This is a genomic window from Pantoea sp. X-Soil-ISGK-259, assembly GCF_059730705.1.
The window spans coordinates 2,111,190-2,133,495 of record NZ_AP035986.1 but is presented as its reverse complement, the minus strand read 5'-3'; the positions used below and the strand labels follow the sequence as shown (position 1 = coordinate 2,133,495).

The 22,306-nt window shown below is 52.8% G+C and carries 24 protein-coding genes; 11 read left to right on the top strand and 13 right to left on the bottom strand.

What is annotated here, in order from left to right:
• Positions 1–20: 20 nt before the first annotated feature.
• Positions 21–2,708, bottom strand: a complete 2,688-nt coding sequence (gene adhE / locus AC6I77_RS09955) for a bifunctional acetaldehyde-CoA/alcohol dehydrogenase (RefSeq protein WP_497816853.1) — start codon at positions 2,706–2,708, stop codon at positions 21–23.
• Between the two features lie 460 nt (positions 2,709–3,168).
• On the opposite strand from adhE, the gene AC6I77_RS09950 reads away from it, so the two are divergent.
• From AC6I77_RS09950 to oppF, 7 genes are all read left to right on the top strand, one after another.
• Positions 3,169–3,816 carry a YchE family NAAT transporter gene (locus AC6I77_RS09950; RefSeq protein WP_003853931.1) on the top strand — a complete coding sequence of 216 codons (648 nt, stop codon included), beginning with the start codon at positions 3,169–3,171 and terminating at the stop codon, positions 3,814–3,816.
• Between the two features lie 571 nt (positions 3,817–4,387).
• The gene (locus AC6I77_RS09945) at positions 4,388–6,022 is read left to right on the top strand and encodes an ABC transporter substrate-binding protein (protein WP_140033351.1); all 1,635 of its coding nucleotides are present in this window, start codon (positions 4,388–4,390) and stop codon (positions 6,020–6,022) included.
• Positions 6,023–6,175: 153 nt separating this feature from the next.
• A complete protein-coding gene (oppA, locus tag AC6I77_RS09940; RefSeq protein ID WP_008925291.1) occupies positions 6,176–7,816 on the top strand; it encodes an oligopeptide ABC transporter substrate-binding protein OppA in 1,641 nt (546 codons plus the stop codon).
• A gap of 92 nt (positions 7,817–7,908) precedes the next feature.
• Complete coding sequence (gene oppB / locus AC6I77_RS09935; protein WP_003853929.1) at positions 7,909–8,829, top strand: oligopeptide ABC transporter permease OppB; 921 nt, start codon at positions 7,909–7,911, stop codon at positions 8,827–8,829.
• A 14-nt stretch (positions 8,830–8,843) separates the two neighbouring features.
• Positions 8,844–9,752: an oligopeptide ABC transporter permease OppC gene (gene oppC / locus AC6I77_RS09930; protein ID WP_003853926.1), complete on the top strand. Its 909-nt coding sequence runs from the start codon at positions 8,844–8,846 to the stop codon at positions 9,750–9,752.
• Positions 9,753–9,763: 11 nt separating this feature from the next.
• Positions 9,764–10,780 carry an ABC transporter ATP-binding protein gene (locus tag AC6I77_RS09925; RefSeq protein ID WP_003853924.1) on the top strand — a complete coding sequence of 339 codons (1,017 nt, stop codon included), beginning with the start codon at positions 9,764–9,766 and terminating at the stop codon, positions 10,778–10,780.
• Positions 10,777–11,778: a murein tripeptide/oligopeptide ABC transporter ATP binding protein OppF gene (oppF, locus tag AC6I77_RS09920; RefSeq protein WP_003853922.1), complete on the top strand. Its 1,002-nt coding sequence runs from the start codon at positions 10,777–10,779 to the stop codon at positions 11,776–11,778. The genes AC6I77_RS09925 and oppF overlap by 4 nt, the downstream gene beginning before the upstream one ends.
• A gap of 48 nt (positions 11,779–11,826) precedes the next feature.
• Here the strand turns inward: oppF and AC6I77_RS09915 are convergent, their stop codons facing one another.
• Together AC6I77_RS09915 and cls are read right to left on the bottom strand one after the other, a co-directional pair.
• Positions 11,827–12,150, bottom strand: coding sequence for an HI1450 family dsDNA-mimic protein (locus tag AC6I77_RS09915; RefSeq protein ID WP_003853921.1), 324 nt, complete (start codon positions 12,148–12,150; stop codon positions 11,827–11,829).
• Between the two features lie 45 nt (positions 12,151–12,195).
• The gene (gene cls, locus AC6I77_RS09910; protein WP_003853919.1) at positions 12,196–13,656 is read right to left on the bottom strand and encodes a cardiolipin synthase; all 1,461 of its coding nucleotides are present in this window, start codon (positions 13,654–13,656) and stop codon (positions 12,196–12,198) included.
• Positions 13,657–13,815: 159 nt separating this feature from the next.
• Between cls and AC6I77_RS09905 the strand changes: the two genes are divergently transcribed.
• On the top strand, positions 13,816–13,989 hold the full coding sequence (locus tag AC6I77_RS09905) for a YciY family protein (protein ID WP_003853917.1): 174 nt from the start codon (positions 13,816–13,818) through the stop codon (positions 13,987–13,989).
• Here AC6I77_RS09905 and AC6I77_RS09900 read toward each other — a convergent pair whose 3' ends face one another.
• The gene (locus tag AC6I77_RS09900) at positions 13,990–14,307 is read right to left on the bottom strand and encodes a hypothetical protein (protein WP_003853915.1); all 318 of its coding nucleotides are present in this window, start codon (positions 14,305–14,307) and stop codon (positions 13,990–13,992) included.
• 352 nt (positions 14,308–14,659) lie between these two features.
• Between AC6I77_RS09900 and ycgZ the strand changes: the two genes are divergently transcribed.
• The gene (gene ycgZ, locus AC6I77_RS09895) at positions 14,660–14,902 is read left to right on the top strand and encodes a regulatory protein YcgZ (RefSeq protein WP_003853913.1); all 243 of its coding nucleotides are present in this window, start codon (positions 14,660–14,662) and stop codon (positions 14,900–14,902) included.
• A 223-nt stretch (positions 14,903–15,125) separates the two neighbouring features.
• Here the strand turns inward: ycgZ and AC6I77_RS09890 are convergent, their stop codons facing one another.
• Both AC6I77_RS09890 and AC6I77_RS09885 read right to left on the bottom strand, forming a co-directional pair.
• Positions 15,126–15,311, bottom strand: a complete 186-nt coding sequence (locus tag AC6I77_RS09890) for a hypothetical protein (protein WP_039660486.1) — start codon at positions 15,309–15,311, stop codon at positions 15,126–15,128.
• 76 nt (positions 15,312–15,387) lie between these two features.
• Positions 15,388–15,684 (bottom strand): YciI family protein, encoded by a 297-nt coding sequence (locus AC6I77_RS09885; protein ID WP_003853909.1) that lies wholly within the window; start codon positions 15,682–15,684, stop codon positions 15,388–15,390.
• A gap of 197 nt (positions 15,685–15,881) precedes the next feature.
• Here AC6I77_RS09885 and tonB point away from each other — a divergent pair, with 197 nt between their 5' ends.
• The gene (gene tonB / locus AC6I77_RS09880; RefSeq protein ID WP_497816852.1) at positions 15,882–16,625 is read left to right on the top strand and encodes a TonB system transport protein TonB; all 744 of its coding nucleotides are present in this window, start codon (positions 15,882–15,884) and stop codon (positions 16,623–16,625) included.
• A gap of 36 nt (positions 16,626–16,661) precedes the next feature.
• Here tonB and yciA read toward each other — a convergent pair whose 3' ends face one another.
• The 4 genes from yciA to AC6I77_RS09860 are packed head-to-tail and all read right to left on the bottom strand — an operon-like array spanning position 16,662 to position 18,913.
• Entirely contained in the window at positions 16,662–17,084 is a 423-nt protein-coding gene (gene yciA, locus AC6I77_RS09875; RefSeq protein WP_003853906.1) for an acyl-CoA thioester hydrolase YciA, read from the bottom strand.
• Between the two features lie 59 nt (positions 17,085–17,143).
• Positions 17,144–17,683: a septation protein A gene (locus tag AC6I77_RS09870; protein ID WP_110411363.1), complete on the bottom strand. Its 540-nt coding sequence runs from the start codon at positions 17,681–17,683 to the stop codon at positions 17,144–17,146.
• A gap of 51 nt (positions 17,684–17,734) precedes the next feature.
• Positions 17,735–18,469, bottom strand: a complete 735-nt coding sequence (locus AC6I77_RS09865; protein ID WP_003853901.1) for a YciC family protein — start codon at positions 18,467–18,469, stop codon at positions 17,735–17,737.
• Between the two features lie 27 nt (positions 18,470–18,496).
• Entirely contained in the window at positions 18,497–18,913 is a 417-nt protein-coding gene (locus AC6I77_RS09860; protein WP_003853899.1) for a YkgJ family cysteine cluster protein, read from the bottom strand.
• Between the two features lie 250 nt (positions 18,914–19,163).
• Here AC6I77_RS09860 and ompW point away from each other — a divergent pair, with 250 nt between their 5' ends.
• Positions 19,164–19,799: an outer membrane protein OmpW gene (ompW, locus tag AC6I77_RS09855; protein ID WP_181162201.1), complete on the top strand. Its 636-nt coding sequence runs from the start codon at positions 19,164–19,166 to the stop codon at positions 19,797–19,799.
• A gap of 48 nt (positions 19,800–19,847) precedes the next feature.
• Here the strand turns inward: ompW and AC6I77_RS09850 are convergent, their stop codons facing one another.
• From AC6I77_RS09850 to trpB, 3 genes are all read right to left on the bottom strand, one after another.
• Positions 19,848–20,162: a BON domain-containing protein gene (locus AC6I77_RS09850; RefSeq protein WP_003853895.1), complete on the bottom strand. Its 315-nt coding sequence runs from the start codon at positions 20,160–20,162 to the stop codon at positions 19,848–19,850.
• A 148-nt stretch (positions 20,163–20,310) separates the two neighbouring features.
• Entirely contained in the window at positions 20,311–21,114 is an 804-nt protein-coding gene (gene trpA / locus AC6I77_RS09845) for a tryptophan synthase subunit alpha (protein WP_110411364.1), read from the bottom strand.
• A complete protein-coding gene (gene trpB / locus AC6I77_RS09840; protein ID WP_497816851.1) occupies positions 21,114–22,304 on the bottom strand; it encodes a tryptophan synthase subunit beta in 1,191 nt (396 codons plus the stop codon). The genes trpA and trpB overlap by 1 nt, the downstream gene beginning before the upstream one ends.
• Positions 22,305–22,306 lie beyond the last annotated feature (2 nt).

Below are 22,306 nucleotides of genomic sequence, written 5' to 3'. Positions count from 1 at the left end.
ACAGTGTCAGCGGGTCATTATCAGACCTTTTTCGCCTTCTTATCAGCCTTGATTCCTTTAACCGGCTGCTCAGCAACCGCCTGAGCGACGCTTGAGAACGGTTCAACAAATTCACGACCGTAGAAAGTGTCGAGCATAATCTGTTTCAGCTCAGCAATCAGCGGATAACGTGGGTTAGCACCGGTACACTGGTCATCAAAGGCATCATCGGCCAGTTTGTCGACTTTTGCCAGGAAGTCCGCTTCCTGCACACCCGCTTCACGGATGGAGGTCGGGATACCCAGTTCAGTTTTAATCTCATCCAGCCATGCCAGTAACTTCTCGATTTTTTGAGCAGTGCGGTCGCCCAGCGCGCTCAAACCTAAATGGTCCGCAATTTCAGCGTAGCGACGACGGGCCTGCGGACGATCATACTGGCTGAAAGCGGTCTGTTTAGTCGGGTTGTCATTGGCGTTGTAGCGAATAACGTTCGAGATTAACAGCGCATTAGCCAGGCCGTGAGGGATATGGAATTCTGAACCCAGTTTGTGCGCCATTGAGTGACAGACCCCAAGGAAGGCGTTGGCGAACGCAATGCCGGCGATAGTAGCAGCGTTGTGGACACGTTCACGCGCAACCGGATTTTTCGCGCCTTCAGCATAACTGGCTGGCAGATTCTCTTTTAACAGTTTCAGTGCCTGCAGTGCCTGCCCATCAGAGTACTCATTTGCCAGCACAGAAACGTAGGCTTCCAGCGCGTGGGTCACTGCATCCAGACCACCAAAGGCGCAGAGTGAACGCGGCATATCCATCACCAGGTTAGCATCGACAATCGCCATATCCGGGGTCAATGCATAGTCAGCGAGTGGATATTTCTGACCTGTCGCGTCATCGGTCACCACGGCGAACGGTGTGACTTCTGAACCGGTCCCGGAGGTCGTGGTGATGGCCACCATCCGTGCTTTTACGCCCATTTTCGGGAATTTGTAGATACGTTTACGGATATCCATGAAACGTAACGCCAGCTCTTCGAAGTGGGTTTCCGGATGTTCGTACATCACCCACATGATTTTCGCGGCATCCATCGGGGAACCACCACCCAGTGCGATGATGACATCAGGCTTGAAGCTGTTCATCTGCTCGGCACCTTTACGCACGATGCTCAGCGTCGGGTCAGCTTCAACTTCGAAGAAGACTTCGGTTTCGATGCCGTGTGATTTCAGCACGCGGGTGACCTGGTCGGCATAGCCGTTGTTGAACAGGAAACGGTCAGTGACAATAAAGGCACGTTTCGCGCCATCCGTTGCCACTTCTTCCAGCGCAATAGGCAGTGAACCCCGACGGAAGTAGATGGATTTAGGAAGTTTATGCCACAACATATTCTCAGCTCGCTTGGCGACAGTTTTGGTATTAATCAGGTGTTTTGGACCGACGTTTTCTGAAATAGAGTTACCGCCCCATGAACCACAACCCAGCGTCAGAGAGGGGGCCAGTTTAAAGTTGTAGAGGTCACCGATACCGCCCTGTGAAGCCGGCGTGTTGATCAGAATACGCGCAGTTTTCATTTTGTCGCCGAAGTAGTGCACGCGCTCAGTCTGGTTGTCCTGGTCGGTATAAAGGCAGGAGGTGTGACCGATACCGCCCATCGCGACCAGTTTCTCCGCTTTATTAACCGCATCCTGGAAATCTTTCGCCCGATACATCGCCAGCGTTGGGGAGAGTTTTTCATGGGCAAAAGGTTCAGATTCATCCACGAGTTTCACTTCACCAATCAAAATTTTCGTGTCTGCTGGTACGGTTAGCCCGGCCATCTCCGCAATTTTAAATGCCGGTTGACCCACGATGGCCGCATTGAGGCCGCCGTTTTTAAGGATGATATTCTGAACTGCACTCAGATCGGCGCCCTGCAGCATGTAACCACCATGGCTGGCAAAACGTTCACGCACTGCGTCATAGACCGAATCAACCACGATTACCGATTGTTCTGAGGCGCAGATCACGCCGTTATCAAACGTTTTAGACATCAGAATTGACGCAACGGCACGTTTCACATCGGCGGTTTCATCAATCACCACCGGCGTATTACCGGCACCCACACCAATTGCCGGTTTGCCGGAGCTGTAAGCCGCTTTCACCATTCCCGGTCCACCAGTGGCGAGAATCAGGTTGATATCGGGGTGATGCATCAGCTGGTTTGACAGCTCAACAGACGGGGCGTCGATCCAGCCGATAATGTCTTTAGGCGCACCGGCGGCAATCGCGGCCTGCAGGACGATATCTGCCGCTTTATTCGTTGCGTCTCTGGCACGTGGATGTGGCGAGAAAATGATACCGTTGCGGGTTTTGAGGCTGATTAGCGCTTTGAAGATGGCGGTTGAGGTTGGATTGGTGGTCGGGACGATACCGCAAATCAGGCCAATCGGCTCGGCGATGGTGATGGTGCCGAAAGTATCGTCGGTGGCTAACACACCGCAGGTCTTTTCATCTTTATAGGCGTTGTAGATATATTCTGAAGCAAAATGGTTTTTAATGACTTTGTCTTCGACGATGCCCATACCGGATTCGGCAACAGCCATCTTAGCAAGGGGGATGCGGGCATCTGCGGCAGCGAGGGCGGCGGCACGAAATATGGCGTCGACCTGTTCCTGAGAAAAATTGGCATATTCACGCTGGGCTTTTTTTACACGTTCAACCAGTGCATTGAGTTCAGCGACATTGGTTACGGCCATGGTGTTCTCCTGAAGGAAGTTAAACTTTTTTAGTAAACAATCCTGCGCCCTGAGTATAGCTATGCTCAAAAAATGCGCTATATCAGGATGTAATGACAGGATTTTCAACTGCTTACTGAATAAGTCTTGCGTTGTCTGTGAAGACGTTTTCATTGATGCCGCTAATACTTCCGTTGTGAAAATATTACCTGGTTTGGGGTAGGTCAATTTTGATGCAGATCAATTTAACCGCAGGCTGACACCTTTCAGCACGGCGCTGATCCTTTATCAGCTCAAATGGACTTTCACATGCTGGCAGTCAGCCTGGTAGCGTCTAAATCCAGTCACTTTTTAATCTCTGGTGTAAAGCGCTAAAGGAGCGTTCATTCATCTATATAAATAGCTGGCTCAGCATCTGGTGTACGGGTCTGTTTTCACATACATTAGGCGCGTTTCCCCCCTGTGGTACGGAGTTAAAGTCGTGAACCCTGCGCTGTTAGATTTATCAGGCTATATAAAATTTTTTGTCGGGCTCTTTGCGCTGGTCAATCCAGTGGGCATTATTCCGGTGTTCATCAGCATGACCCGATATCAGGGCGTGGCTGAGCGTAATAAAACTAACCTTACCGCTAATCTTGCGGTGGCCATCATTCTCTGGACGTCACTTTTTCTGGGCGATGCGATTCTGCATGTGTTCGGTATTTCGATTGACTCTTTCCGCATTGCGGGTGGGATTCTGGTCGTCACCATTGCGATGTCGATGATCAGCGGCAAGCTGGGTGAGGATAAGCAGAACAAGCAGGAAAAGTCAGAAACGGCGATCCGTGAAAGCGTGGGCGTTGTGCCTCTGGCGCTGCCACTGATGGCGGGGCCAGGTGCTATCAGCTCGACAATCGTCTGGAGTACCCGTTATCACAGCTGGCTGAACCTGATGGGGTTTACCCTGGCAATCGCTATCTTTGCCTTCTGTTGCTGGTTACTGTTCAGGGCTGCACCATTAATGGTGCGTATTCTCGGCCAGACCGGCATCAACGTCATTACCCGTATCATGGGTTTGTTACTGATGGCACTGGGCATTGAATTTGTTGTAACCGGTATGAAGTCTATTTTTCCCGGTCTGCTGAATTAAACCCTCACTTATTTCAGGCAATGAAATGAAGTAATGATCCGTAATGGTGCGAAATGGCCTTTCATTGCACTATTACGATGCAATTATTCGCGATACTTAAAATAGAGGCACGATTATAAATTTCATTACTGCGTGTTTGCTCACAGACTTTTTCGTGGGAAATAATGTCACTATTTTCACACGATATTCTCCTCTGCACTTTTAACTCTGCCTCATAATCCGCCACAATATTACGGTAAGCCTGAATTTCATCATGCTGAAGCCGGATTTATCAGTATGAATGCCAAAACAGGCACAATTTGTCACCTGATCCTGCTTCGCAAAGAGCTTTCCGGCTAAAACGCCTATTTTTCATATTGATATGAAATTTTCAGAACGAAAATTAACACTTCCGCTTCGTGACATCTCATGATAAAAGAGAATTAGTTAACATTTTCGTTATTTTGCTTTGGCGCCCCTTAACGCCTTCTGATAATTTTTGGCTTAACGTGAATTTTTTCTCTGAAAGCCCAAAGTGAGAACGCTTTTTGCTTAAGCCTATCGGGATACTTAAATAAGGTTGGCGTTTCGGATGATTGGGATAAAGAACTTGCAGCAAAAGCGGTCCTCACTCGCAGGTGTTCTGTTACTGGCGTTTTCACCGGCCTATGCCGCCACCGTTCCGCCGGGAACGGCACTGGCTGCGCAACAGCAGATGGTGATTAATAACGGAAGCGAAGTCTCTTCACTGGATCCGCATAAAACTGAAGGCGTGCCGGAGTCCAATATTATTCAAAATCTGCTGGACGGACTGGTCAATACTGACAACAGCGGTCAGGTCGTGCCAGGCGTCGCCAAAAGCTGGGAGAATCCGCAACCTACCGTCTGGATTTTTAATCTGCGGGATGATGCAAAGTGGAGCAATGGTGAGCCGGTGACCGCGAATGATTTCGTCTACAGCTGGCGTCGCCTGGTGGACCCGAAAACGGCGTCGCCTTATTCAAGCTATCCGCAGGCAGCCCATTTTGCCAATATCGATGCCATCCTTGCCGGTAAAGCGTCACCTGATCAACTGGGTGTGAAAGCGCTGGATGCCCATCGTCTGCAGATTACCCTGAGTGAACCAGTGCCTTACCTGGTCGCGATGCTGGCGCATACCGCGATGAAGCCGGTTTATGAACCGGCCATTAAGCAGTGGGGTGAAGCCTGGACGCGTCCGGGTCATTACATTGGTAACGGCGCTTATACGCTGGACGACTGGATCGTCAATGAAAAAATCGTCCTGAAACGCAATCCACAATACTGGGACAATGCCCATACGGTCATTGAGCAGGGGACATTTCTGCCTATCGCCTCTGAAAACAGTGATATCAATCGCTACCGCAGCGGCGGCACGGATATGACCAACAGTGCGGTGCCGCCGGAGATGTTTGGCAAACTACGCAAAGAGCTGGGCGACGAAGTGAAAGTCAGTCCATTGCTCTGTACGTTCTACTACGAAATTAACAATAAAAAGGCGCCGTTCACCGATGCACGGGTTCGTGCCGCGCTGAAAATGACCCTCGATCGCGAAGTGATTGCCAATAAGATCATGGCCCAGGGACAAATTCCCGCCTATAGCCTGACACCGCCTTTCACCGCCGGTATCAAACTCACGCCGCCTGCCTGGTTCACCTGGACGCAGGCGCAGCGTAATGACGCCGCGAAGAAGCTGCTGGCCGAGGCAGGCTTCGATGCTGCCCATCCGCTGACCTTTACGCTGCTCTATAACACCTCAGATCAGAACAAACGGCAGGCGATTGCAGCTGCCTCGATGTGGCAGAAAAACCTTGGCGCGAAAGTGACACTGCAGAATCAGGAATGGAAAACCATGCTGGAGACCCGCCATCAGGCGCAATATGACGTGGTCCGTGCTACCTGGTGTGCCGATTACAACGAACCCTCAACCTTCCTGAATATGCTAATCAGCAACGCCTCGATCAACACCGCGTTTTACAGCAGCGCGACCTTCGATCGTCTGATGAAGGAAACGCTGACGGCGGGCAGTGAGGCGCAGCGTGCCGACCTGTATCAGCAGGCTGAAACACAACTCGACAAAGACTCACCAATTGTGCCAGTTTACTACCGCGTAAGTGTGCGCCTGGTAAAGCCCTGGGTTGGCGGCTTTACGGGCAAAGACCCGCAGGACATGACAGACCTGAAGTACTATTTCATCAAACAACACTGATCTGATCGCCCGTACGGCGAGACAGTCGGGAACGCATCAACGTACAGACCATTTTGGGGTCAATCTCCCTGGTAACAGGCCAGGGAGCCCGGAGACGGGGGACGCCGGGGCAGCGCATCGCCACGGTGACGATAATAAAACTGGAGTGTAATAATGAACAACATCACGAAAAAAAGCCTGATAGCAGCGGGTGTTTTCGCCGCAGTGAGTGCTTTGGCAGGGAATGCGGCTTTCGCAGCAAATGTGCCCGCAGGCGTTGAGCTGGCCGCTAAACAGGAGCTGATTCGCGGCAATGGCGATGAAGTGCAGTCGCTCGATCCGCACAAAATCGAAGGCGTGCCGGAAGACAACGTGGCGCGCGATCTTTACGAAGGTCTGCTGGTCAATGACAGCAACGGTAAACCGATTCCGGCTGTAGCGGAAAGTTACGAAAATAAAGACTTCAAAGTGTGGACGTTCCACCTGCGTAAAAATGCTAAATGGTCCAACGGCGAGCCGGTGACCGCGCAGGACTTCGTTTACAGCTGGGAGCGTCTGGTCGATCCTAAAACCGCTTCACCGTACGCCAGTTATCCGCAATATGGTCATATCCTGAACGTCGATGACATCATTGCCGGTAAAAAACCGATTACCGATCTGGGCGTGAAAGCCCTGGACGATCACACGCTGGAAGTCACGCTGAGTGAGCCGGTTCCCTATTTTGATAAACTGCTGATCAACTCCGTAATGTCACCGGTTTATAAACCGGCGATTGAGAAGTTTGGCGATCAGTGGACTCAGCCACAGAACTGGGTCGGCAACGGTGCCTTTAAACTCGACGCGCACGTGATCAACGAGCGTATCACCCTGGTGCGTAACCCGAATTACTGGGACAACGAACACACCGTGCTGAACAAAGTCACCTTCCTGCCAATCAGTTCCGAAGTCAGCGACGTTAACCGTTACTTCTCCGAGAACGGCAGCGACATGACTTACAACAATCTGCCGATTGAGCTGTTTAAGAAACTGCAGCGTGACAACGGCAAAGAGCTGCACGTCGATCCTTATCTCTGCACCTATTACTACGAAATCAACAACCAGAAAGCGCCATTCACCGATCCACGCGTTCGCGCCGCCCTGAAGCTGGGTCTGGATCGTGACATTATGGTTAACAAAGTGCTGGCGCAGGGCCAGAAGCCGGCCTACAGCTACACGCCGCCATCAACCGACGGCATGGATATCCTGCCGCCAGACTGGTTCAAATGGTCACAGGACAAACGTAATGCCGAAGCGAAAAAGCTGCTGGCTGAAGCCGGCTATACCGCCGACAAACCGCTGACCTTTAACCTGCTGTATAACACCTCCGATCTGCATAAGAAGCTGGCGATTGCCGCCTCGTCGATCTGGAAGAAAAACATCGGTGTGAACATCAAGCTGGAAAACCAGGAGTGGAAAACCTTCCTGGATACCCGTCATCAGGGTAACTTCGATGTATCGCGTGCGGCCTGGTGTGCAGACTATAACGAACCCACTTCATTCCTGAACACCATGCTGTCTAACAGCAGCAGTAACACCTCGCACTATAAGAGCGAGGCGTTTGACAAAGTGATCCGTGACGCGATTAAGGCACCGGATGCGAAAGCCCGCGCAGTGGATTATCAGAAAGCGGAGCAGATCCTGGATAAAGACAGCACCATCGTACCGGTTTACTACTACGTAAATACGCGTCTGGTGAAGCCTTATGTCGGCGGTTATACCGGTAAAGATCCACTGGATAAAACCCTGGATAAAGACTTCTACATTATCAAACACTAATAGCATTCAGGCTATCAGCAGTGGCGGCGCGTCTGGCGCCGCCTTTTTTACTTATTTATATGTTGTGATGCAACAGCCTGGTAGGTACGGCAATGTTAAAATTCATCCTGCGTCGCTTGCTTGAAGCGCTTCCGACGCTGTTCGTCCTGATCACCATCTCCTTCTTTATGATGCGACTGGCACCCGGCAGCCCGTTTACCGGCGAGCGCACCCTGGCCCCGGAAGTGATGGCCAATATTGAGGCGAAATATCACCTCAACGATCCCATCGGTAAGCAGTATGTTGATTACCTGCTGCAGCTGGCGCACGGCGATTTCGGCCCTTCGTTTAAATACAAAGATTATTCGGTCAACTATCTGGTCGCGCACGCGTTCCCGGTCTCAGCCAAACTCGGCCTGGCCGCGTTCCTGCTGGCGGTGATACTGGGCGTCACGGCGGGTGTGATCGCCGCGCTTAAACAGAACAGTATATGGGACTTCGTGGTGATGGGGGTGGCAATGACCGGCGTGGTGATACCGAGTTTCGTGGTCGCGCCGCTGCTGGTTCTGCTCTTCGCCATCACCCTGAAATGGCTGCCCGGCGGTGGCTGGAACGGTGGTCAGTGGAACTACATGCTGTTGCCGATGGTGGCGCTGTCGCTGGCGTATATCGCCAGTATTGCGCGTATCACTCGTGGTTCAATGATTGAAGTGATGCACTCCAATTTTATCCGCACCGCGCGCGCCAAAGGCTTGCCGCTGCGCCGCATTGTGCTGCGTCATGCGCTCAAGCCCGCATTGCTGCCCGTGATTTCCTACATGGGACCGGCGTTTGTCGGCATCATCACCGGTTCGATGGTGATTGAGTCGATCTACGGTCTGCCGGGTATCGGTCAGCTGTTTGTGAACGGCGCGCTGAACCGTGACTACTCTCTGGTGATGAGCCTGACCATCCTGGTCGGTTTGCTGACCATTCTGTTTAACGCGATTGTTGACGTGCTCTATGCCGTTATCGATCCCAAAATTCGTTACTGATTGCGGAGTTCGCCATGATGTTAAGTAAGAAAAACAGCGAAGCTCTTGATGCGTTCAGTGAAAAGCTGGAAGTAGAAGGGCGCAGTCTCTGGCAGGACGCGCGTCGTCGTTTTATCCATAACCGGGCAGCCTTAATCAGTCTGCTGGTGTTGTTAGTAATCACGCTGTTCGTGATTTTTGCGCCGATGCTGGCGCATTTCACCTACGACGATACCGACTGGTCCATGATGTCCTCACCGCCCGATACGACATCTGGTCACTGGTTTGGCACCGATTCATCGGGACGTGACATACTGGTCCGTGTGGCCATCGGTGGTCGTATCTCACTGATGGTGGGCGTAGCGTCTGCGCTGATTGCGGTGATCGTCGGCACGCTGTATGGCTCAATAGCCGGTTACCTGGGCGGCAAAACCGACTCGGTGATGATGCGTATTCTGGAAATTCTCAACTCCTTCCCGTTTATGTTCTTCGTGATCCTGCTGGTGACCTTCTTTGGTCGTAATATCCTGCTGATTTTTGCCGCTATCGGCATGGTTTCATGGCTGGATATGGCGCGTATTGTGCGCGGCCAGACGCTGAGCCTGAAGCGCAAAGAGTTCATCGAAGCGGCGCATGTCGGTGGGGTATCAACCTGGAAAATCGTGGTACGTCACATCGTGCCAAACGTACTGGGCGTGGTGGTGGTTTACGCCTCGCTGCTGGTACCGAGCATGATCCTGTTTGAATCCTTCCTGAGCTTCCTGGGTCTGGGGACACAGGAGCCGCTGAGTAGCTGGGGCGCGCTGCTGAGCGACGGGGCTAACTCAATGGAGGTGTCGCCGTGGCTGTTGCTCTATCCGGCGGGCTTCCTGGTGGTCACGCTGTTCTGTTTCAACTTTATTGGCGATGGCCTGCGTGATGCCCTCGACCCGAAAGATCGTTAAGGAGTTTCCCGATGACTATTCATGAATTCCAGCCAGCGATGGCGGCCCGCGCGGGAAGCGAACAGCTACTTACGGTCAAAGATTTACGCGTGACCTTTGGCACGCACGATGGGGATGTTACCGCCGTCAACGACCTGAACTTCTCGCTGCGCGCCGGTGAAACGCTGGGCATTGTTGGCGAGTCTGGTTCTGGCAAGTCACAAACCGCCTTTGCCCTGATGGGGCTGCTGGCAAAAAATGGCCGCATTGGCGGATCAGCAATGTTCAACGGTAAAGAGATCCTGAATCTGCCTGAGAACCAGCTCAATAAACTCCGCGCCGAACAGATTGCGATGATCTTCCAGGATCCGATGACCTCACTGAACCCCTATATGCGGGTAGGCGAGCAGCTGATGGAAGTGCTTAAGCTGCACAAAGGGATGAACAGCGCCCAGGCATTCGAAGAGTCCGTAAGGATGCTGGATGCGGTGAAAATGCCGGAAGCACGCAAACGCATGAAAATGTATCCGCATGAATTCTCCGGCGGAATGCGTCAGCGTGTGATGATCGCCATGGCGCTGCTGTGCCGCCCAAAATTGCTGATTGCCGATGAGCCAACTACCGCGCTGGATGTGACGGTGCAGGCGCAGATTATGACGCTGCTCAACGACCTGAAACGCGAGTTCAACACCGCCATTATCATGATCACCCATGATCTCGGCGTGGTGGCAGGCATCTGCGACAAAGTGCTGGTGATGTATGCCGGACGCACTATGGAGTATGGCAGCGCCCGTGATGTCTTCTACCAGCCAGCCCATCCTTACTCAATTGGCCTGCTTAATGCGGTGCCACGTCTGGATGCGATTGAAGGCGAAACCCTGGCCACCATTCCGGGCAATCCACCGAACCTGCTGCGTCTGCCGCAGGGCTGCCCGTTCCAGCCGCGTTGTCCGCACGCAATGGATATCTGCACCCAGGCACCGCCGCTGGAACCGTTTGGCAATGGCCGTCTGCGTGCCTGCTTTAAGCCGGTGGAGGAGTTAGTATGAGCACCGTAGCTGAAAAAAGAGTATTACTGGAAATCGCCGATCTCAAGGTGCATTTCGACATTAAAGATGGCAAACAGTGGTTCTGGCAGCCATCAAAAACCCTGAAAGCGGTGGATGGTGTCAGCCTGCGTCTGTATGAAGGTGAAACCCTGGGCGTGGTGGGCGAGTCGGGTTGCGGTAAATCGACGCTGGCGCGCGCCATTATCGGCCTGGTTAAGGCCACCGAAGGTCGTGTCGCCTGGTTAGGCCGCGATCTGCTGGGTCAGAGCGAAGAGGAGTGGCGCAAAGCCCGCAGCGATATCCAGATGATATTCCAGGATCCCCTGGCGTCCCTGAACCCGCGCATGACCATCGGCGATATCATCGCAGAGCCGCTTCGTACTTATCATCCAAAAATGGCGCGTCAGGAAGTCAAAGACCGTGTCAAAAATATGATGATGAAAGTCGGGCTTCTGCCAAACCTGATTAACCGCTACCCGCATGAGTTCTCGGGTGGGCAGTGTCAGCGTATCGGTATCGCACGTGCGCTGATTCTGGAGCCGAAGCTGATTATCTGTGACGAGCCGGTGTCTGCACTGGATGTCTCGATTCAGGCGCAGGTGGTGAACCTGCTGCAGCAGTTGCAGCGGGAAATGGGCTTGTCGCTGATTTTCATTGCGCACGATCTGGCGGTGGTGAAACACATCTCTGACCGGGTGCTGGTGATGTATCTGGGGCATGCGGTGGAGCTGGGGACTTACAAAGAGGTCTACACCAATCCGCAGCATCCATACACCCGTGCGCTGATGTCTGCTGTACCGATTCCCGATCCGGATAAAGAGAAGAACAAGGAGATTCAGCTGCTGGAAGGGGAGCTGCCGTCGCCGATTAATCCGCCATCCGGCTGCGTATTCCGCACCCGTTGTCCGATTGCCGGTCCGGAATGTGCGAAAACCCGTCCGCTTCTGGAAGGCAGTTTCCACCATGCGGTATCCTGTCTGAAAGTCGACCCGCTATAATGCAAAACGCCGGGCACTTGCCCGGCGTTTTCTTATCTGCTTTGACGCTTATTCACGCCACAGGATATGACAGAGCTTGTGATCTTTTTCGCGACACAACAACACGCGAGCAAAGACGTCGGTAATCGGTTCACCGTCCGCTTCACCCAACCCAATCACCACCTCGGCGAAAAAGTCAGGGTTCAGATCGAAATCGACATGATCTTTCCAGTCTTCAGACGGATCAAACAGCTCTGCGCCACCGCGCTCTTCGAACTGCAGATTGAAGAGAATGACGTCTGCCGGATCAAGATTGTCGACAGCCAGTTCAAGAAAGATATCGTAGGCTTGTTCCAGCGTTTCATCTTCGGTAAGGCGATTATTTAAATCCATAGTCTGTCCTGTCGGCCTGCGGCCATTTACACAATCTGGCTCGTTTTACAGTAAAGGGCTGAAGAAGTAAAACAGTCGTTCGACGATGCGCTGCCACCACGCACGTTTTGCCCAGCGCTTGCCATCCAGCAGGCGGGAACGGGCGATATAATCATCCTGCACACAGGCGAGATCGCTGCCAAAACCGGCATCATCGACCACCAGCGTCACTTCAAAATTGAGCCATAAACTGCGCATATCCAGGTTCACGGTGCCCACCAGGCTCAGCTGTCCATCGACCAGCACGCTTTTAGTGTGCAGCAGACCATCTTCAAACTGATAGATTTTCACGCCCGCTTCCAGCATCTCGCTGAAGAAGGAGCGGCTGGCCCAGCCGACCAGCAGCGAGTCGTTGTGACGCGGCACAATCACGCTGACATTAACGCCACGCTGTGCGGCCGTACAGATAGCATGCAGCAGGTCGTCGCTCGGCACTAAGTAGGGAGTCGTCATGATCAGCTGCTCACGCGCTGAATAGACCGCGGTCAGCAGCGCCTGATGAATCATATCTTCCGGGAAGCCAGGACCGGAGGCGATGACCTGCACCGTGTGGCCGCTCTCCTGTTCAAACGGCATGATGTTGCGATCGGGCGGCGGCGGCAGAATGCGCTTACCGGTCTCAATCTCCCAGTCGCAGCTGAAGACAATGCCCATCGCGGTCGCTACCGGACCTTCCATACGCGCCATCAGGTCAATCCACTGGCCTACGCCCGCGCTTTGTTTAAAGAAGCGCGGATCGACCAGGTTCATGCTGCCGGTATAGGCGATGTAATTATCAATCAGAACGATTTTTCGATGCTGGCGGAGATCCATTCGTCGCAGGAAGACGCGCAGCAGGCTAACCTGCAACGCCTCTACGACATCGATCCCGGCATTGCGCATCATGCCCACCCAGGGACTGCGGAAAAAGTCGACGCTGCCCGCTGAGTCGAGCAGCAGTCGGCAGTGAACGCCACGGCGCGAGGCCGCCATCAGCGATTCTGCGACTTCATCTGCCAGCCCACCGGGATGCCAGATATAAAAAACCATCTCTATGTTGTGGCGTGCCAGTTGAATATCACGAATCAGCGCCTGCATAACATCGTCAGAGCTGGTAAGCAGCTGAAGCTGGTTTCCCTTGACCCCGGCAATGCCCTGGCGATGGTAACAAAGCTCGAAGAGCGAGCGAGCAACGTCACTGTGTTCAGTGGCAAAAATTTCACGGCACTGTTTCAGGTCACTGAGCCAGCGGGCGGTAGACGGCCACATGGTGCGCGCACGCTCCGCACGACGTTTACCCAGATGCAGTTCGCCAAACGAAAGATAAGCGATTATGCCTACCAGTGGCAGAATATAGATAACCAGAAGCCATGCCATGGCGGATGTTACCGCACGTCTTTTCATTAATACGCGCAGCGTCACCCCGGCGATGAGCAGCCAGTAACCAAATACCAGTAACCAGCTGATCAGGGTGTAAAAAGTGGTCATAAAGTGGACGTCCCGTTCGCGCTTTCGTCCGGCAAGTTTACGTGCAGAAGCCGGTTAACGAAACCCTTAATCCAGGACATCATCGATGAAGGATCCGATTTGGCATTGCCGCAAAGATCTCTATAATGCCCCGGCATAGATGACGTCAGTGAGGAAGTGATGAAACGAAGCAGAAATGAAGTGGCGCGCTGGAGAATGTTACGTCAGGTGCATCGCCGTCGTTCACGCTGGCTGGAAGGGCAGTCGCGACGCTATAAACGCATCCACTGCATCCGCCATCAACTGGCCCAGCAGCAGCGTCGCTCGATTCTGTTTATTACGCAGATAATATAATCAGGCTTCCAGAAACCCTAATTCATCCATCACTCGTCGCGCCATGGAATGTTCCTGTCGTGACGCTCCCCGATCGGTGACTTCACGCATCAGACAATCCACTACGCTGCCCAGCGATGTGGGTCTGCGATAACCCACACGGTCATACCATTCAAAAGACCATTTATCAGACTTACGCTGATAATAAACGGTCAGCCACGCTGAGCAGTTGGCCGGATAACCACTCAGAACTTCAATTTTTGGATCGGCAATAGCCTGAATCCGTGATAACAGCGGATCAAACAGCGTAATAGTCTGGCGAGTGTAGGTTTTATTCATAATGAGCCCGCGACGATACTGCGCATCCCTTCGAGGTCAGAGGTGTAATTAATCAGTAATAAATGTAGACAGCCCTTCTGAATAATTCCTCTTTAAAGCTAAAAAAATGATGTTCAGATCATAATTAGCCGAACAACAGCGCGTAGCGGTCAGGATACCAGAACAGGAGGTGATGAATGACAGGAAACCTGTACAACTTTACATTTAGTCAAGCTACTGAAATTTGTGATTTTATTTTTTTAAATGTACAAATCAGCGATTTTTTAACCTAAATACCTGTACAATTAAGGCCTGGTTGTATAGCTTTACCGCATCGGTTAGTAACTTTTAATGAATCCTATGAGGGTCAACCATGCAGACTAACGTTCGTATTCCCGCTTCAGTATCTGATATCTCAGCTTATTTGCACAGTGCTGCGCAGCCTTCCCAGCAGGCCATTCTTGGATCTGTTGTGACAGAAATTATCAGTTCTGGCCGTAGCCTGAATCGTAAAGCTATCTGCTCAAAACTTATCAGCCGTTTACAACATGTCGACAACCCGGAAGAAGAGCAGCACTACCATGCATTAATTGGCCTGATCCTGGACCGGAGTTAATCGCGCGCCGATATTGTGTCAGCAAGAGATGTGTAAAGCAGAGTGCAGGCGAATCTCACTACGCGATCGAATTCAGTCAGTCAGGGGCAACGCCTTTATTAATTGTGGTCCTGCATAAACGCCACGGTATTAAATTGGGTTGCCTTATGATTATCTCGCAACACAGTTAAGGTTAAAGCGTTAATCAATTATTCTGTGAACCAGATGCATTGCTAAGTCAACATTATCCCGGAAGACGCTGCGCCGTCATCATCAGCGTAACGTTGACCAGTTGCAGGGCGGCCGCCAGCACAATCAGCATGACAATCCACTGTTTTTTATTACGCCACCCCTGGGTGCGCCAGAGATAAACTGCACCGCCAATCAGCAGCGTGATAATTGCCAGCAGTCCCATAATGATCATCTGCATCTTTCCTCCTTCAATGATAAAAACAAAAATGGCTTCTGTGCCAGGCACAGAAGCCATTTTGACTGCATGTTCTCTATCAGAAGACGCGTTTGAATGGTTTAACCGAGACCTGTTTGTAGACGCCTGCGGCAAAATAAGGGTCATCCTGCGCCCAGGATTGTGCGGCTTCTAATGATGGAAACTCAGCAATCACCGTTGAGCCGGTAAAGCCCGCCACGCCCGGATCGTTACTGTCAACTGCAGGCATCGGCCCTGCAATGATCAGGCGTCCCTCTTCCTGCAGCAGTTTAAGCCGCGCCAGATGGGCGGGGCGAACGGCGTTACGTTTTTCCAGTGACTCTGCAGTATCTTCTGCATAAATGACGTAAAGCACTAAGGAACTCCTGATTATCCGAATTTTGCAACACGTTAAGGGATTGACGATTAGAGTGCAAACGAAACCTGTAGAGGGTGAATCGCTCAGCATAAAGGGCTAAAAAGCGCTTTTCTTCAGAGAGGATGGCGGGAGTTATTGAAACTGATTGCTATTTGCATTTAAAATCGCTGCTTCATTCAATCGCCGCGACTGTTATGACCACGCTGACTATGCCATTACCTAAACGCACGCCTGTCTCCATATTGTTGTCTGTAGCTTTGCATGGCGCTGTGATTGCCGGAATTCTGTATATGTCATTCCAGCAGGTGAGTGAGGTGCCTAAGGCGTCGCAGCCTATCAGCGTGACGATGGTCGCGCCGGAGGTCCAGCCCGAGCCTGCACCGGCCATCGTGCAGCCGCCTGCGCCGCAGCCAGAACCCCAGCCAGAACCCGAACCGCAGCCTGTACCGGAGCCACCGAAAGCAGAGCCGGTGCCGATCCCCAAACCTGAACCAAAGCCCAAACCTAAACCCAAACCGGAGCACAAGCGGGAGCAGCCCAAACGCGAGGTGAAGCCGCGTCGGGAGACCAAACCGCAGGCAGACCCCTTTAAGCAGGATGTTCCGGCGACCCAGAACAAACCTGCTGCAGCGCCAAAAGCCACGCCGTCACCCACGGCATCGGCCTCAACCGGTCCCAAAGCCCTGGCCGTTACCAAGCCAGGTTATCCGCCGCGTGCTCTGGCACTGCGGATAGAAGGGCGCGTTCGGGTAAAATTCGATGTGGACAGCGACGGACGGGTGGATAATATCCAGATCCTCTCTGCACAGCCGAGCAATATGTTTGAGCGGACCGTCAAACAGGCGATGAAAAACTGGCGCTACGAGAAAGAGAAGCCAGGACAGGGGCTGACGATGAATATCGTTTTCAAAATCAATGGCGGTGCCAGTATTGAGTAAGGCGCCGGGTCAGGCTCAGATTGCCTGACCCGTCAGTTATCCTGCAGGCTGCTGATTGGCGCGGCCGGCTGGCAGAGGACGTGAATTCCCCTCATTGTCGACTGCCACATAGATAAATACCGCTTCCGTTGCACAGTAGGTTTGACCAATCGGCTCAGATGACACTTTTTTGATCCACACTTCCACGTTAATCGTCATGGAACTGTTACCGGTACGGAGACAGCTCGCATGGCAACTCACCACATCGCCCACCGCGACAGGCTTCATGAATGACATACCGTCAACGCGCACGGTAACCACACGTCCTTCAGCGATCTCTTTTGCCAGGATAGCGCCGCCCATATCCATCTGTGACATCAGCCAGCCACCAAAAATATCGCCGTTGGCGTTGGTGTCTGCCGGCATGGCGAGCGTTCGCAGCACCATTTCGCCTTGCGGTAATTTATGTTTTTCGCCCATTGCTTCCACTTTTTATGCAGGTAAATGCTAAAAAAATGCCCGGCGAGCCGGGCAGATGATTATTTTTGTTCCTGCTGCGGCATCTGTCGCCAGATGTAAAGCCCGCTAAGCAGGGTAAACAGTAAGGTCAGACCCGAGAGACCGAACACTTTAAAGTTAACCCAAAACGCCTGAGATAACCAAAAGGCAACATAGATGTTGACCAGGCCGCAGATCAGGAAGAACAGCGCCCAGGCGACATTGAGCCTGCGCCAGACCGCATCAGGCAGTTGCAGCTCTTTACCCAGCATGCGCTGAATCAGCGTCTGCTCCATAAACCAATGACTGTAGAGCAGGGCGGCGGCAAACAGGCTGTAGATCACCGTGACTTTCCACTTAATGAACTCATCGTTGTGGAACACCAGCGTCAGGGTGCCAAAAACGGCCACCAGCACAAAGGTGAAAATCGTCATCTTTTCCAGCTTGCGATAAAGCACCCAGCTGACCACCAGGGCCAGACCGGTTGCCACAATCAGGGCGCCCGAGGCGACAAAAATGTCATAAAGCTTATAAAAGATGAAAAAGACCACCAGGGGGAGAAAGTCGAGTAGCTGCTTCATAGTTTTTCCATTCAGAGTTGGCTTCAAATGCGCCCGAAGGCACACCGTCAATCAACGTAACAGCATATAGAGCCGATAGAGGTAGATAATCAACATTGCTGAAACCACATTGCCTGCTGCAGTGAAAATCACCGAGGAAACATTCAGCGGGAGTACCGTCAGCGAAGAGAAAAACAGCATCACGATCACTTTGGCCAGCAGCCAGAGCAGTATTGCGGGGGCAATCAGCTTCACATTCTTCCAGGCCATCCGCATACTGGCGCGCATCGCGGCAAAGACACCCATCTTCTCACTGGCGACCATCACGGGCGCCAGCGACAGCAGAATCGTCAGCAGAATGCCTGGCACCACCAGCACCATAAAGCCCAGTTGCGCCACCAGCGTCATCAGGAAGGTCAGGAGCAGCAGCTTTGGCAACAGCGGCGCTGACGCACCAATCGCCCGCAGCGCACTGACACGCTGGCCTGAGGAGACCATCGGGATCAGATAGAGCATGCCGCCAAGCAGCAGCGTATTCCCCATCAGCGCCGCAAAGGTGCTGGCCGCCGAGGCACGCAGCAGCACCTGCTGCTGTTCCGGTGACATATTCTGCACCATCTCAAACAACGAACTGGCACTGTCATCGCCCTGTTGCAGGATGGCCATCTGATCGGCACCGGGTGTCAGCACATGCACCAGCATGACAGTGACAAAAGCGGCCAGCAGCGACATCAACAACACTGTAGAGAGTTGATGCCGCGCAAAATTTCCTGTGTCACGGTATAACGAGCTTGCCGTGATAGACATGTACACTCCTTGAAGGAACCGGGTTAATTAACCCGGCGATTGTACATGTTCTGGCAGCTCCGGGGCACCCGGCAGGGCATAACTTTCTGTCATAACAGGTAAAGATGGCGAAAAAAGGGCAGGAAGACCATAACGGGCGCGGGCCCGATCGCAGGCTTCATTATGAATACCTCCTTCACCGGACAAAGTGAACTCCCGACAGGGCGCAGGACGCTGTTCATAGATGCCGCAAGAGACACAGCCGCCAATTTCGCCCTGTAAAGCAACGCAGCGGGGTGCTGCACGGTTAGTGCCACGCATATTACGCATGAACAGGTTAAGCGGTTCGGTTAATTCGGTCGGCACCAGGCCGCCCGCATCATCGGCTTCAGCCCAGTAAAATGAGACACGGAAATGGGCGCAGCAGGCGCCACAGCTGACACAAGGGTTGGAAAGCTCACTCATTTGATCATCCGCCCCTCCCAGGGCATCGAACCAAAATCAACAATGAAGATAAGCAACATAGAGCGGGCAAAATTATTCAGCAAGGGGAATTTGGCTGTGGCCGCCGCAGTTGAAATTGATCTAAATCAATCCATTGTTTTTTAAACACTTTATCTGAATGTTACAGAGTGCAATTTTCTCTGAATCACGTTAAATAATTGCCAGCTAAAAAGCGATGACGGTCGCTACATTCACATTAAGCAAAGGAGTGATGATGAAACTGGCAAAATGCGCGATGCTGCTGGCGCTGGCTCTTCCCCAGCTGGCAATGGCACACGAAGCGGGCGACTTCTTTATGCGGGCCGGCAGTGCCACCGTCCGTCCTACCGAAGGTTCCGATAATGTGTTGGGGATGGGGTCTTTCAGCGCTTCCAACGACACGCAACTGGGTCTGACCTTTACCTATATGGCAACGGATAACATTGGCGTCGAGCTACTGGCGGCCACGCCATTCCGCCATAAAGTGGGTCTTGGTCCGACCGGCACGCTGGCTACCGTGCGCCAGTTACCACCCACGCTGATGGCGCAGTACTACTTTTTTGACAGCAAAAGTAAAGTGCGTCCTTATATCGGCGTAGGTATCAACTACACCACCTTCTACGATGCCGATTTCAATCAGACGGGCCGCGATGCGGGACTGACCGATCTCAGCGTAAAAGATTCCTGGGGTATGGCAGGTCAGGTTGGTCTGGATTATCAGATTAACCGTGACTGGATGCTGAACGCGTCGTTGTGGTACATGGATATTGACACGGAAGTGAAGTTTAAAGCGGGTGGCGAACAGCAGAACATCAATATGCGTATCGATCCCTGGGTCTTCTTCTTCGGAGCGGGTTACCGTTTCTGATGAGAAAAAGGCCGCTGAATCAGCGGCCTTTTTGTGTCGGTTAAGACGTTATTTGATCTGCATGTTGTTGACGACTGACTTCACGCCCGGCACGCTGCGCGTGACCTGTACGGCACGATTAGCCATCTGTGGTGATGAAACAAAGCCGCTCAGCTGAACTTTACCTTTAAAGGTTTCTACGTTGATTTCAGTTGATTTCAGCGACTCATCTTTCAGCAGCTCACCTTTAACTTTCGTGGTCACCACGGTGTCATCAATATAGCCACCGGTTCCCTCTTTGGTTGCGGTTGGCGCACAGGCGCTCAGTGTCAGCGCAACCACGCCCGCCAGTACAGCACCTGTCAGCAGTTTAACGAATTTCATTGCCTTCTCTCCCTGTCACAAAATGGATGCGACGTTACCGTAACGGCGCATTGTCATTGTGGTGCAGATTTTGCAAAAAGGGCAAATAGCGAGATGAAAAAAAGGAAACAAATCATGCCTTATCGTGGGATAAGGCATGCTGGCAGGATTAACGGCTGGCGGCTTTGAGGCGGCTGACGAAATTTTTCAGTTCGCTCAGCATCACTTCAGGTTCTGCATGATGCTTTTCAATGATTTTGACAATCGCAGAACCGGAGATCGCACCTGCGGCGCCGGAAGCAATCGCTTCTTTCACCTGTTCAGGCTCTGAAATCCCAAAGCCCTGCAGCGGTGGTGCCGCGTGGTATTCGCGCAGCTTGTCGATCAGATGCTTCAGCGGCAGGCTGGCGCGATTTTCGGCCCCCGTGACACCGGCGCGTGACAGCAGGTAGGTATAACCCCGGCCGTGCGACGCAATCTCGCGCAGCAGGTCATCGCTGGCGTTAGGCGGACAAATAAAGATAGGGGCAACGCCGTGACGCAGAGCCGCCTGGCGGAAAGGCGCTGACTCTTCAACCGGGACATCCGCCACCAGAACCGAATCGACACCCGCTTCGGCACAACGGGCATAAAACGCATCCACGCCGTTAGTGAAGACCAGATTGGCGTACATGAGTAATCCAATCGGCAAATCCGGGTATTTCCGGCGGATAGTCGCCAGCATTTCAAAACACTGGCTGGTGGTGGTGCCCGCCGCAAAGGCGCGCAATGTTGCGTTCTGAATGGTCGGCCCATCCGCCAGCGGATCGGAGAAGGGAATGCCCAGCTCCAGCGCATCCGCGCCACCTTCAACGAGGGCGTCAATCACGCGCAGTGAAAGCTCGGGAGAAGGGTCGCCCAGCGTCACAAAAGGAACGAAAGCCCCTTCGTTGTTCGCTGACAGACGGGTAAAAAGTTGATTGTAACGTTCCATCAGATTTCTCCCTGCGCTATCAAAATATCATGAACGGTGAAAATATCTTTGTCGCCACGGCCAGAGAGGTTAACGACAATCAACTGCTCTTTTTCCGGTTCGGCGTGAATCATCTTCATAGCGTGCGCCAGGGCGTGAGAGGATTCCAGCGCCGGAATGATACCTTCCGCACGACACAGCTGTTTAAACGCGTCCATTGCTTCGTTATCGGTAATGGAGACATATTCTGCACGACCGATGCTGTTCAGGTGCGCATGCTGCGGACCAACTGAAGGGAAGTCGAGACCGGCAGAAATCGAGTAAGACTCTTCAATCTGGCCATCATGCGTTTGCATCATCGGTGATTTCATTCCGAAGTAGATACCGACGCGGCCGTGCTTAAGCGGTGCGCCATGCTCGCCGGTCTCAATGCCGTGGCCGGCAGGCTCAACGCCAATCAGCTTCACGCCGGGTTCGTCGATAAAGTCGGCAAACATCCCGATAGCGTTGGAGCCGCCACCCACACAGGCGAGGATGGCGTCTGGCAGACGGCCCTCTCTTTCCAGAATCTGCTTTTTAGTCTCTTCGCCGATCATGCGCTGGAACTCACGCACAATGGTCGGGAAGGGATGCGGACCCGCCGCGGTGCCGAGCATGTAGTGAGAGGTCTCGTAGCTGCCAGACCAGTCGCGCAGCGCTTCGTTACAGGCATCTTTGAGCGTGGCGGAGCCGCTGTGAACCGGGATTACTTCTGCGCCCATCAGACGCATACGGAACACGTTAGGTGACTGACGCTCGACATCTTTCGCACCCATATAGATGCGGCATTTCATGCCCAGCAGCGCACAGGCTAGCGCGGAAGCCACACCGTGCTGACCGGCCCCGGTTTCGGCAATGATTTCGTTTTTGCCCATGCGTTTGGCTAACAGCGCCTGACCCAGCACCTGGTTGGTTTTGTGCGCGCCACCATGCAGCAGATCTTCACGCTTCAGGTAGAGGCGGGTTTTCGTGCCTTTTGTCAGGTTTTTGCACAGCGTCAGGGCAGTAGGACGACCCGCATAGTTCTTTAGCAGGTCGGTAAATTCGGCCTGAAACTCAGGATCTTTCTGGGCGTCGACAAACGCCTGTTCCAGCTGCTGAAGAGCGGGCATCAGGATCTGCGGAACATACATTCCGCCAAACTCGCCAAAATAGGGATTCAGTAACGTCATTT

Bases quoted from the DNA above. Each gene is read 5' to 3' on its own strand.
- cls (WP_003853919.1), bottom strand. From the start codon at position 13,656: ATGACCACTTTTTACACCCTGATCAGCTGGTTACTGGTATTTGGTTAC.
- AC6I77_RS09900 (WP_003853915.1), bottom strand. From the start codon at position 14,307: ATGAATAAAACCTACACTCGCCAGACTATTACGCTGTTTGATCCGCTG.
- trpB (WP_497816851.1), bottom strand. From the start codon at position 22,304: ATGACGTTACTGAATCCCTATTTTGGCGAGTTTGGCGGAATGTATGTT.
- AC6I77_RS09945 (WP_140033351.1), top strand. From the start codon at position 4,388: ATGATTGGGATAAAGAACTTGCAGCAAAAGCGGTCCTCACTCGCAGGT.
- AC6I77_RS09865 (WP_003853901.1), bottom strand. From the start codon at position 18,469: ATGTCTATCACGGCAAGCTCGTTATACCGTGACACAGGAAATTTTGCG.
- trpA (WP_110411364.1), bottom strand. From the start codon at position 21,114: ATGGAACGTTACAATCAACTTTTTACCCGTCTGTCAGCGAACAACGAA.
- AC6I77_RS09850 (WP_003853895.1), bottom strand. From the start codon at position 20,162: ATGAAATTCGTTAAACTGCTGACAGGTGCTGTACTGGCGGGCGTGGTT.
- ompW (WP_181162201.1), top strand. From the start codon at position 19,164: ATGATGAAACTGGCAAAATGCGCGATGCTGCTGGCGCTGGCTCTTCCC.
- AC6I77_RS09870 (WP_110411363.1), bottom strand. From the start codon at position 17,683: ATGAAGCAGCTACTCGACTTTCTCCCCCTGGTGGTCTTTTTCATCTTT.
- oppF (WP_003853922.1), top strand. From the start codon at position 10,777: ATGAGCACCGTAGCTGAAAAAAGAGTATTACTGGAAATCGCCGATCTC.
- tonB (WP_497816852.1), top strand. From the start codon at position 15,882: ATGACCACGCTGACTATGCCATTACCTAAACGCACGCCTGTCTCCATA.
- yciA (WP_003853906.1), bottom strand. From the start codon at position 17,084: ATGGGCGAAAAACATAAATTACCGCAAGGCGAAATGGTGCTGCGAACG.
- AC6I77_RS09860 (WP_003853899.1), bottom strand. From the start codon at position 18,913: ATGAGTGAGCTTTCCAACCCTTGTGTCAGCTGTGGCGCCTGCTGCGCC.
- AC6I77_RS09925 (WP_003853924.1), top strand. From the start codon at position 9,764: ATGACTATTCATGAATTCCAGCCAGCGATGGCGGCCCGCGCGGGAAGC.
- ycgZ (WP_003853913.1), top strand. From the start codon at position 14,660: ATGCAGACTAACGTTCGTATTCCCGCTTCAGTATCTGATATCTCAGCT.
- oppC (WP_003853926.1), top strand. From the start codon at position 8,844: ATGATGTTAAGTAAGAAAAACAGCGAAGCTCTTGATGCGTTCAGTGAA.
- AC6I77_RS09915 (WP_003853921.1), bottom strand. From the start codon at position 12,150: ATGGATTTAAATAATCGCCTTACCGAAGATGAAACGCTGGAACAAGCC.
- AC6I77_RS09890 (WP_039660486.1), bottom strand. From the start codon at position 15,311: ATGCAGATGATCATTATGGGACTGCTGGCAATTATCACGCTGCTGATT.
- AC6I77_RS09905 (WP_003853917.1), top strand. From the start codon at position 13,816: ATGAAACGAAGCAGAAATGAAGTGGCGCGCTGGAGAATGTTACGTCAG.
- oppA (WP_008925291.1), top strand. From the start codon at position 6,176: ATGAACAACATCACGAAAAAAAGCCTGATAGCAGCGGGTGTTTTCGCC.
- adhE (WP_497816853.1), bottom strand. From the start codon at position 2,708: ATGGCCGTAACCAATGTCGCTGAACTCAATGCACTGGTTGAACGTGTA.
- oppB (WP_003853929.1), top strand. From the start codon at position 7,909: ATGTTAAAATTCATCCTGCGTCGCTTGCTTGAAGCGCTTCCGACGCTG.